We start from the raw sequence: 10,875 nt of genomic DNA, 5'->3' as shown, positions 1-10,875 counted from the left end.
TATATATATATATATGGAATCAAGTATCTAATAAGCATTCAAAAATTACAAAAAAGAAGAATGAAAATTATACGACAAAATCCTACTAATAAAAAGATTAATTAATGATTGAACCAACCTGTTTAAACCAAAACTTTAGCACAACCAGATTATTGGTAAATGACCAATCGGCTATCCTGAAACAAATAAAGCAATCTAGAAACCCCGATGATAAATTCGAAACAATATTATTTTTAAGGGAAGACAAAGATCGGCAAGGAGAAGGCGGCCTACGTACTCAAGGATGTTTTAAGCAATCATATATAGACAAGCCCTTGATTACCATCGTCACCGTAGTCTATAACGGCGAAAAATTTCTTGAAGAAACTATCCAAAGCGTTATTAACCAAACCTACGATAATGTTGAATACATTATTATAGACGGTGGTTCAACTGATAGTTCTCTTAATATTATCCGACAATATGAAAACATGATAGATTATTGGGTGAGTGAGAAGGATGGAGGGATGTATGATGGTATTAATAAGGCCTTTGTTTGTGCTCAGGGAGATTTAATAAATTTTTGTAATTCGGATGATTTATTTTATTCTAAAGATGTAATCATGAAAATTGTTATGAATTTCAAATCCAGATATTTTGATTGTTGTTATGGCTCTAGTGAATATATAAATACCAAAGGTGGCCATTTATATTACAAACATCCTTTAAATTTTAAAAATCGTTATCTTTTAACATTGGGAATGCCTTTTACTCAGCCAACTTTTTTTTGGACAAGTAATATTATGAAGAGAACAGGATTGCTTAATATTAAATATAAAATTGCAAGTGATTATGACTTTATAGGTCGAATTGTGCTTGAGTCAAAAATTGTACATAAAAATAATTTTTACATAGCAAAATTCCGTAAACACGGAGAGTCTTTTGGTGATAAAAACACAACGATTGCTAATAAAGAAGTTTATGATATTAAAAATAATACATTGAAGTGTTTTAAACCATCTTTTTATTCGTTTTTTTTGTTGTATGATCGGGTTATTCAAAAATGTTATAATATTTTATCGACTTAAAAAAGGATTTAAAATGATAGATTATTTGATTGTAACACACATACCTGTTTTTTACAAAATAAACTTATACAATGAAATTTCAAAGGAAAGAAAGATATTTGTATTGTTTGTGTCGGATAATACAGGACAAAAAAGATCTATAGACTTTACAGGTCTCCATAATGCTGTTTTCGATTATGAGTGTATCAATTATGGTAATTTTGAGCACCGCAACAAAATTAAAAGCATTTTTAAATTAGTTAATAAAATTAGATTATTGTCCTTTAAAAAAATTATTATTTCTGGGTGGGATTTGCCAGAATTTTGGGTTTCCGTTTTTATGGTGAAAAAACGAAAAAATTGTTTGGCATTAGAGTCAACAATTAATGAAAGTATTATAAGCGGTGTTAAAGGTTATATTAAGAAATTATTCTTGAACAGAATTAGCCATGTATTTGCATCTGGGAAAATGCATGCAAAGTTAATTCACAATTTAAACTATCGGGGTAAAGTGTCTTTAACATACGGAGTTGGCATTATTAATAAGCCTCTTTTAAATAAAAAAGTATATAAAGAATTTCATAAACGCTTTGTTTTTATTGGTCGATTATCACCAGAAAAAAATTTATCGGATACAATTCTTGTATTTAATAATCAACCTGATATTGAATTACAAATTTATGGTTCTGGTCCTCAAGAAAACTATTTAAAAAGTATAGCCGGAAATAATATTAGCTTTATGGGTTCGATTGCCAATTCTCAATTGCAAGGAGTTTTTAATAATGTAGATTTTCTGCTTTTACTCAGTAAATCAGAAACTTGGGGCTTGGTTGTTGAAGAGGCCTTATATTTTGGTGTTCCTGTTATACTAAGTGATACTTGTGGTGCTTCTGAACTTATTAATGATGGTGTTAATGGCTTTATATTACCAATCAATAACCTAAAAGATAAACTTAATTCTTTACTTATTGACTTTATGGAAGATTCAGAATCTTTTAACTTGTCAATAGATAAAAACTTCATTGATGAAAAAGACGAAACTCAAGTCAAAGTTTATTTTTTAAAAAATTAATATGAATAAAAAGTATCTTAATTTTTTAATTTTGCTTTTATTAGGTATTTCTCCACCATTAGCAGGCCAGTATCTTAATGCAACGTCAATGGCTTTGGGACTTTTAATATCTTTAGGATTTATAATAGTGACTTATTTAACTAAATTGGAATGGCTCTTTAAATCAAATAAAGTAATTTTATCTACTTTTGCAATAGTGTTCATTTATGGTGTTTTTCAACATATTCTCGTAGGGTTTTGGGAGCTAAAGTCTTATTATAGTTTAATTCTTTTATTTATTATTGTATCAGTTGCTTATTTTTTCTCCAAAATCCTTGTTACGGACAATCTTTTTGACAGAAAAATGATTTATTACTTAACTGGTCTTTTAATTTTTTTTGGATTTTTCGCTATTGTAACTGATTCAACCCTATCCAAACTTTTGTATAATAGGGAGAAAGGCGTTTTTCCATTTGGAGAACCAAGTCATTTCGCATTGTTTTTTGGTCCTTTTTTTATATTAACAGTTATTTTTCTTAAAAGTAATTCCATTAGGTTTTTGCTGATATTCATAGTTTTTTTATTGTCAATTTTTATTGAATCATCTACCTTGTTGATCTATATTTTTCTGGTTTTACTGCTTTTTGTGAGGTTTTCCTTTTTTTCAGTATTAATTTTCATTCCGTTTTTCTTAGGTACTCTTTACTATTTCCTTACTAATGATTATTTTAACTCACGTTTAATATTAAGCGTTGATTCTACCAATCTAACTTCACTTGTATATTTACAGGGGCTTACAGATGCATGGTTAGCTCTAAAAAACACAAATGGTCTTGGCTTGGGCTTTCAAATGTTAGGTTCCCAAGCGCCAAGCCAGATTAGTTATCAAATAGCTCATGTTTTAGGATCCCAAGGAGGGGAAGTAAATCGTCTTGATGGTGGTTTTTTAGCGGCCAAAATAGTGGCTGAATTTGGTGTGTTTGGAATATTTGCAATTTTTGGTTATTTATTTGTATTTATAAAGACTTTCCTAAAGTTAAGAAGGGTAATGAATAGCCGGATTTTTGTTCCAAATTTTTATCTTTTCTCTTTAGTTTTTATATATCCCTTATTTGTTGAGTTTTTTGTACGTGGAGTTGGTTATTTTTCACCTAGTCTATTCTTATTTTTCGTAGCTATGTTTATCTATAATACCTATTCAAATAGATTTTTATGAAATTAAATCTTTATTCTTTTTCCATCATGCGTGGCGGTGCTGGTCTTGCTGCTAAAAAATTTAAAACGCTTTCTGAAAATATATTACGTTCATCAGTATTGATTGTATGTCAAGATAGTGCTTCAGGGTTTCAGTTCTTCAAGCGTTTAATTTCCTTTGCTTTATTGAAACTTCAATTCGATGGTAATCCGATAAAGCATTCACTCAATTTGTTTTCATATGGTCCAGTTTTAAATTCATTTAAGAACCTTGAAAAGCTGCATCATATTCATTGGATTAACAACGACACTCTCAGTGTTTTTGATTTCGATAAAATCCCTGCGGGGTCAATAATTACATTGCATGATGAGTGGCTTTATTGTGGTGCTGAACATTGTTATAATGTTAAGGATGAAAATTTGGATTTTGTTAATGGTTATTTTTTTTTAAAAAAGGGAACATTAGGTATTCATTGGAATTATATTATTTGGAAGATTAAATTAAAAAAACTCTCATACAGATCAGATTTAATTTATACTGTTCCTTCCACTTGGATGTTGGAACGCGCAAAGAGAAGTTTGATATTAAGAAATGCAGATGTTCGCTTATTACCGAATCCTATCGATACTGATGTTTTTTGTCCTGTTACTTTCAATTTTCTAAAAAAATATCGAAGGAAACTTGGGTTGTCTGTTGATGACTTTGTTCTGTGTTATGGAGCTGTCGGCGGCAAAGCTAGCTATTATAAAGGTTCACATTTGTTAGAAGAGGCGTTGCGAATTCTACACAAATCGATAAGTGAGATAAACTCAAAGAAAATAAAAATTGTTATTTTCGGTGGTAAATGGAAAGGGACAAAGGAAAGTTTCGGTTTTAAAACTTATTCTCTAGGCCATATAGCAAATCCTGCTGAACTAGCGTTGCTTTATGCCAGTATTGATTGTGTCGTAGTCCCTTCTTTGGTTGAGTCTTTTGGTCAGGTCGCGGCTGAATCCATGGCGTGCGGGACACCTGTAGTATCTTTCGACTGTTCTGGCTTAAAGGATATTGTTATTGATGGTGCGACAGGTTTATTAGCTCAAAACTATAGTGCGGATGATTTAGCTGCCAAGTTAAAAATTATACTTATGATGTCATCAACTGAGCGCAAGGCATTAGGAAAGAAAGGTAGAGAACACGTAGTTAATAACTTTTCCTATTCTGTTATTGAAGATCAATATAAAAGCATTATTAATGACGCTGCACTCTTAAAAAAACAAACAGTTATACCTAAATGAAAATCGCCCTAATCACGGTCTTTTACAACAGTACTGCAAACATTGAAAAAACAATACAGTTGGTGGCTGCACAAACTTATAAAAATATAGAATACATTGTAATAGATGGCAATTCAAAAGACAATACAGTTGCTATTATCAAAAAACACGAAGCCGTAATTACCAAATGGGTTTCAGAACCAGACAAAGGTTTGTATGATGCTATGAATAAAGGCATAGAAATGGCAACTGGTGATATTATAGGCATATTGAATTCAGATGATACTTTTTATAACAATACCGTATTGTCAGTAGGATCAGTTGCTGTCAAAAACCTGGAAGCCTATTCCATATACCAAGGGAACCCTGCTTTAAAAGTTAGAGATCGAATAATTTCTTAAATGAAAGTAAGTATCATCACAGTAACCTATAATTCCGATTCTACTCTTCAGGATACTATTGATAGCCTGGCCATTCAGGATTATCCGAAGATCGAATACATCATCATTGACGGAAATTCCAAAGACAGGACTCAGGATATTATCCGTGCCAATCTGGATGTGGTATCCTCCTGGATATCCGAACCTGACAAGGGGCTCTACGATGCCATGAATAAAGGAATAAAAATAGCTACGGGTGATGTGGTTGGAATAATAAATTCAGACGATTTTTATCACAGATCGGATGCGATTTCTAAGATTGTAGAGGCTTTTCATTCTTCTGGAAAAGATGCGGTGTATGCAGATGTAGAATTTGTAGACCCTTCAAATCTTGAAAAAACAGTTCGTTATTATAGTTCAAAAAGATTTGCACTTTCTAAATTTAAAAAAGGAATAATGCCAGCTCATCCTACTTTTTTCACCTACAGGAAAAACTTCGAGAAATTTGGGTATTATAAAACTGACTATAAAATCACGGCTGATTTCGAGCTTTTAGTTCGATTCTTATATAAGAATAGACTAAGTTCACACTATCTCCCTATTCCTCTAATGAAAATGAGAACGGGCGGTGTAAGTACAAAATCCTGGATGAGTAATATTATAATAAATCAGGAAGATTTACGGGCTTGTCAAGAAAATGGGTTAAAAACTAATTATTTTTGGCTGTATTCCAGATATTTTAAAAAAGTATTTGAATTTTTCCCTAGACTATTTTGAAACAGATTCTTATTCTTTTATTTCTTTTTAATGTAGTTATTGGCAGATCGGCATTAGCCCAATCTATACCAGCCAACTTCCCTGTTTTAGAAGAAAATCTTAGGCGAAGTCAGTTAGTCGACACTTTACATAAATCTACGTCCATTTTATTAAGACCTGTTTTAGCTGATAACAGTCTTTATCCGTTTTTGGAGAGTATTAGCGATAGTGAAGTGTCCATCAAACTCAGCCCGGTAATTAACACTACTCGTCTCACCTCCAAAAGACCTTATGGATGGGGAGATAATGGGATGATACCAAATCCCGGTTTTCAGACCTATTTTTCGGGTGGTGTTGAGGTAAAGTATAGATTCATCAACCTTACTTTTAGGCCTGAACTGGTTATTGCTCAAAACAAAGGTTATAGAACCGGGCTGGACAATTTTTCGAATTCGGAAATTAGGGATAAATTCTATTACTTTAATAGAGGTGATTTTCCTGAGCGCTTTGGTAACGGTACTTTGGTGAATCCTTGGTGGGGGCAGTCCAAGCTTACTTTTCAATATGGAGCATTTGAAATTGGAGCCGCCACTCAAAATATCTGGTGGGGTCCAGGCCAATTTAACGCTCTGACCTTTTCAAATAACGCTCAAGGATTTCCTCATTTGACTTTAAATACTACAAAGCCAGCGAAAACATTTTTAGGAAGCTTTGAAACTCAGCTGATCTTTGGCAAGCTTCAAAACTCAGGATTTGCTGGATCTCAGTATCCTGAGTTGAATTCTCAATATTTTAAGCCATTTTCTGGGGACTGGAGATTTCTAAACGCCTTAATGCTATCCTATAATCCAAAATGGGTTCCTGGTTTATATGTAGGCTTTACCAGAACTTTCCAACAATACAGTGAATCAATGGACTCTGGGCTGTTAACGTATCTCCCTGTTTTTTCGGGTGTTACAAAAGATGCCTATGGTTTTGATAAGGATGCCAATGGTCAGGACCAGCAAATATCGATTTTTGGACGCTTAGTAATGCCTAAATCCAAAAGCGAAATGTATTTTGAATTTGGACGTAGAGATCATGCAAAAAACTGGCGGGAATTTACACTTAGTCCCGAACATGCTAGAGCATATATTTTAGGTTTTGTACAGTTATTTGATGTGCCTCTTTTAAATAAAATGCTTCAAGTTCGTGGAGAAATGACCCAGCAACAAGAATCTGTAAATAGATATATTCGATATGGAGGTTTAGGAGGAGAATCAACTTGGCATACCCATGGAATAGCTAGAGGCTTTGTCCAAAACGGTCAGCCCCTTGGAGTAGGGATAGGAGTGGGTACTAATGTGCAGACACTTGAGTTCTCCCTCGTCGAAGGCTTAGACAAAATTGGGATTCTGTTTGAACGATTGGCTAATAATCAGGACTTTTATTACAAAGCCCAACTACAGAATACGGAACGAAAGCCCTGGATCGACTTATCTCTAGGCTTCCTTTACGATAAAAAATTCGGTAACCTGTTAGTTAGTTCCAAGCTTCAGTTTATCCATGCCAGAAACTATCAATGGCAACTGGATCCAGCAAGTACGCCTGACTTCCCGAAAGGAGAGAACATGACTTCTTTCCTAGCGCAGACTAGTTTGATTTACTTCTGGAATAAGTAGCTGAGATAAGAAGCGACCTCAGAGAGCTAGGAGGTTTAAGGAAATTAAAAAAGGGAGAATTTTAATTGGATACCACAGCTATTAATGTTTGAGAAATTCTCACCTTACTATCAATCCGAAAGAACAGGTTGGTTCGCTAGTGAGTGAGGAAATTGTGTCTTTTATATTTTTCCTTATGCAATTTCTCACCAATTCAGTTACCAAAATGCACTGGAATTACCCAATTCTCCCCATTCCGATAATGATTTTTCAATTGTTTAGTGGCCGGTAGTGTAGGCTCTATAATTTATGATTTTAATCAAAAGTGGGTGTATGTTTTTTTGGCGTATTATTTTTGTAGTTTACATTTCAATTTTAGCTTAACGCCACATTTTTAATATTTTCTTGTTTGCAAATAATCGCACGTAATATTATTTGATTATTAATGGCAAGGCAATTGTATTGTATTTTCCTAAATTTGTCCTAGCCAACTAGAGTTTAACTACTTCTTTATGTTTTTTATACTTGCTACACTTTCAGCGTTTTCAGTAGGTCTTTTAGTAACACCTATATTGATCAAGTTCCTGAGAAGGATGAAAATTGGTGATTCACCTGGAGGACGCAAAATTCATAAATCATTTATCCCTTCTATGGGGGGGATCTCTTTTGTGATAGCAGTAGCTGTCTCTCTTGCTACATGGGGTTGGCAATTTCCATTACCGGACATTAGGTATTTGCTTGGAGCAATAGGTTTGATGTTTTTTGTAGGGCTTAGTGATGATTTGATTGAGCTGAAGGCAACTCATAAGTTATTAGGGCAAATGGTTGCAGTGACTTTAGTGGTTGTTGCTTCAGATATTAGAATCAGAGACCTGCACGGATTTCTTGGAATAGGAGAGCTAAATATTGTTATCAGCTACGCATTTTCAGCATTTACTCTTCTTGCTTTGACGAATGCTTTTAATCTAATCGATGGACTGGATGGACTTGCTGGTACGATTGCTTGTATAGTTTTTGCTCTTTTAGGCTCTTGGTTTTTGATTCAAGGTTTGGAAAGTTATGCACTCTTATCATTTACATTCCTAGGGGGTATCCTAGCATTTCTTGTTTTTAACTGGCATCCAGCAAAGATCTTTATGGGTGATACAGGCTCGTTAACTCTGGGCTTTACTATGGGAGCATTAATTATTGCTTTTATGGAGCGAAATTCAGGATTGCCTCAGGGTAGTTTTCTTAAGTTTGAACCTGTATTTTCTGTTGGGGTTGCACTGATGATGTTTCCTCTTTATGATATGGCTAGAGTGTTTACTCGAAGGATATCTCAAGGAAAAGCACCTATGAGTCCAGACAAATCTCATGTCCACCATTTCTTGATGAGAATGGGACTTCGACATGATCAAGTAACTTTGGTACTAGCAGGATTGCAGTTCGCATTCATTTTTTTGGTTTTTATTTTAAGAAATTTTTCAGATCATCTAGTGCTTTCCTTGATCTCAATTTTGGCCATTGCACTTGGTTACCGGTTGGACAAGATTACTGTGAAATATGTAAAAAAGAAAGTATCTGTTCAACCTAAGGTCTTAGAAATAAGAGCCTTAAGGATAAAACAAAAGAAGAAAATTAAGGTTGACAAAAGCGAATTTAAAGAGTCCCAAATCAATTTGAATTAATCGTTAAAGTGAACTATAAAAATAAAAAGGCTCCATAGGAGCCTTTTTTATTAAAATCTGATCTATTGTGGTTTGAAATTTGTGTGATATATTTATAGTCAAGAGCTAAACCTATAGAATGTCCTTACAAATTCCCTTATCATTTCCAGTATTTAAAGGCAGTGAAAACCTGTATTCCCAACAGGCTATAAGTTCTGGACATATAGCTACTTTTGGTTCATTCATAAATAAGTTTGAGAGTAAGCTGACTAAAAGATTAAAAACTCACGAGTGCGTTGCATTAAACTCAGGAACATCAGCTTTGCATTTGGCAATGGTTCTTTTGGGAATTGGTTCAGGCGATGAGGTAATCTGTCAGTCTTTTACTTTTTGCGCTTCGGCCAATCCAATTGTTTATCTAGGAGCTTCACCAATTTTTGTAGACAGTGAAAAGAGCTCTTGGAATATTTGCCCGGAAATTCTGGAGGATACAATTCTCAATAGAATATCCAAGGGAAGAAAACCAAAAGCTATAGTTGTAGTGCACTTGTTTGGTATGCCTGCTAAGATGCGGGAGATCATGGAGATTTCTACCAAATATAATATACCAGTTTTGGAAGACGCTGCTGAAGCTGTTGGTAGTAAATATTTGGATAAAAACTGTGGGACTTTTGGTGAGATTGGGATTTTTTCCTTCAATGGAAATAAAATCATTACTTCAGGAGGGGGAGGTGCTCTAATTTCAAATGATGCAGCTATGATCCAACGTGCAAGACATTTGTCCACTCAGGCTAGAGAAGATTTACCTTATTATCATCATTTGGAAATTGGCTATAATTTTAAAATGAACAATCTAGCGGCTTCAATAGGATTAGCTCAATTAGAGCAACTGGACGTTTTTATAAAGAAAAGAAGATCCATTAATGAACTTTATAGAAACTTATTGAAAAATTTTGAAGGAATTAGCTTCCAAACAGAAGGGATAGAATCTAAATCAAATTACTGGCTTACAACAATTTTGATTGATAAGGAGAAAACTGGTTTTACCAATAATCAGTTAAGAACTTCATTAATGAAAAGAGGCATAGAAAGTAGATTCTTGTGGAAACCACTTCACACTCAGCCGATATTTAATAAAACTCCATATTATGGAGGTAGCTTATGTGAAAAATTGTTTGAGAATGGCCTTTGTCTTCCGAGTTCTGTTAATTTGTCCCTTCAAGATCAAGAGATTATCGTAGATATAATGCATGAGGAGCTTAGTAAAACATTTAAATAAGTGATATACCGTAATTGGCTAAAAAGGGCTATTGATTTACTTTTGGCCTTAATGTTATTTATTTTTCTTTCACCGATATTTTTGGTGCTTGTGGTTACTTTAAGTTTATATCATAAAGGGACACCTTTTTTTTCTCAATCACGCCCGGGAATGGACAATATTCCATTTAAGATTTTGAAATTCAAAACTATGTTGGATTTAGTAAATGAGGATGGTAATCCACTTTCAGATTCGGAGAGAATTACTGGTTTTGGAAGAATTATTAGAAAATCATCATTGGATGAAATCCCCCAATTAATTAACGTACTTAAGGGAGATATGAGTCTTATTGGACCTAGACCTTTATTGGATGACTACCTTAAGCTTTATTCATCTGTACAGTCTAGGAGACACGAGGTAAGACCAGGTGTGACTGGTTGGGCTCAAGTGAATGGAAGAAATGCTATTTCTTGGGATACTAAGTTAAAGCTAGATGTTTGGTATGTAGATAATATGACTTTTCTTCTGGATCTCCGCATTCTTTTCCAAACATTAATTAATGTCCTGGCTGGTAAAGGAGTTTCGCAAAAAGGGCACGTGTCAATGGGAAGGTTTGAAGGAAGTAGAGAGGGATAGTAATTTGG

10 protein-coding genes are annotated in these 10,875 nt (G+C 33.9%); all 10 read left to right on the top strand.

What is annotated here, in order from left to right; translation table 11 throughout:
- Positions 1 to 104: 104 nt before the first annotated feature.
- The 10 genes from ESV85_RS11325 to ESV85_RS11280 all read left to right on the top strand — a co-directional run bounded on the left by ESV85_RS11325 (position 105) and on the right by ESV85_RS11280 (position 10,867).
- Positions 105 to 1,067 carry a glycosyltransferase family 2 protein gene (locus ESV85_RS11325; RefSeq protein ID WP_223275978.1) on the top strand — a complete coding sequence of 321 codons (963 nt, stop codon included), beginning with the start codon at positions 105 to 107 and terminating at the stop codon, positions 1,065 to 1,067.
- Positions 1,068 to 1,080: 13 nt separating this feature from the next.
- Entirely contained in the window at positions 1,081 to 2,118 is a 1,038-nt protein-coding gene (locus ESV85_RS11320; protein WP_191321986.1) for a glycosyltransferase, read from the top strand.
- A 1-nt stretch (position 2,119) separates the two neighbouring features.
- Positions 2,120 to 3,313: a hypothetical protein gene (locus tag ESV85_RS11315; RefSeq protein ID WP_146917635.1), complete on the top strand. Its 1,194-nt coding sequence runs from the start codon at positions 2,120 to 2,122 to the stop codon at positions 3,311 to 3,313.
- Positions 3,310 to 4,569, top strand: coding sequence for a glycosyltransferase (locus ESV85_RS11310; protein ID WP_146917633.1), 1,260 nt, complete (start codon positions 3,310 to 3,312; stop codon positions 4,567 to 4,569). The genes ESV85_RS11315 and ESV85_RS11310 overlap by 4 nt, the downstream gene beginning before the upstream one ends.
- Positions 4,566 to 4,949, top strand: a complete 384-nt coding sequence (locus ESV85_RS11305; protein ID WP_146917631.1) for a glycosyltransferase — start codon at positions 4,566 to 4,568, stop codon at positions 4,947 to 4,949. Before ESV85_RS11310 ends, ESV85_RS11305 begins: the two co-directional genes overlap by 4 nt.
- Positions 4,950 to 5,705 (top strand): glycosyltransferase family 2 protein, encoded by a 756-nt coding sequence (locus tag ESV85_RS11300; protein ID WP_146917630.1) that lies wholly within the window; start codon positions 4,950 to 4,952, stop codon positions 5,703 to 5,705.
- A complete protein-coding gene (locus ESV85_RS11295; protein WP_146917628.1) occupies positions 5,702 to 7,345 on the top strand; it encodes a capsule assembly Wzi family protein in 1,644 nt (547 codons plus the stop codon). The genes ESV85_RS11300 and ESV85_RS11295 overlap by 4 nt, the downstream gene beginning before the upstream one ends.
- 572 nt (positions 7,346 to 7,917) lie before the next feature.
- Positions 7,918 to 8,994 (top strand): MraY family glycosyltransferase, encoded by a 1,077-nt coding sequence (locus ESV85_RS11290; protein WP_223275977.1) that lies wholly within the window; start codon positions 7,918 to 7,920, stop codon positions 8,992 to 8,994.
- Positions 8,995 to 9,112: 118 nt separating this feature from the next.
- The gene (locus ESV85_RS11285; RefSeq protein WP_146917624.1) at positions 9,113 to 10,252 is read left to right on the top strand and encodes a DegT/DnrJ/EryC1/StrS family aminotransferase; all 1,140 of its coding nucleotides are present in this window, start codon (positions 9,113 to 9,115) and stop codon (positions 10,250 to 10,252) included.
- Positions 10,253 to 10,867, top strand: a complete 615-nt coding sequence (locus tag ESV85_RS11280) for a sugar transferase (protein WP_317130784.1) — start codon at positions 10,253 to 10,255, stop codon at positions 10,865 to 10,867.
- Positions 10,868 to 10,875 lie beyond the last annotated feature (8 nt).

This window comes from Algoriphagus aquimarinus (genome assembly GCF_007997215.1).
In the GTDB taxonomy this organism is placed as follows: Bacteria; Bacteroidota; Bacteroidia; order Cytophagales; family Cyclobacteriaceae; genus Algoriphagus; species Algoriphagus aquimarinus_A.
This window is presented reverse-complemented; position numbering and strand designations above follow the sequence as displayed.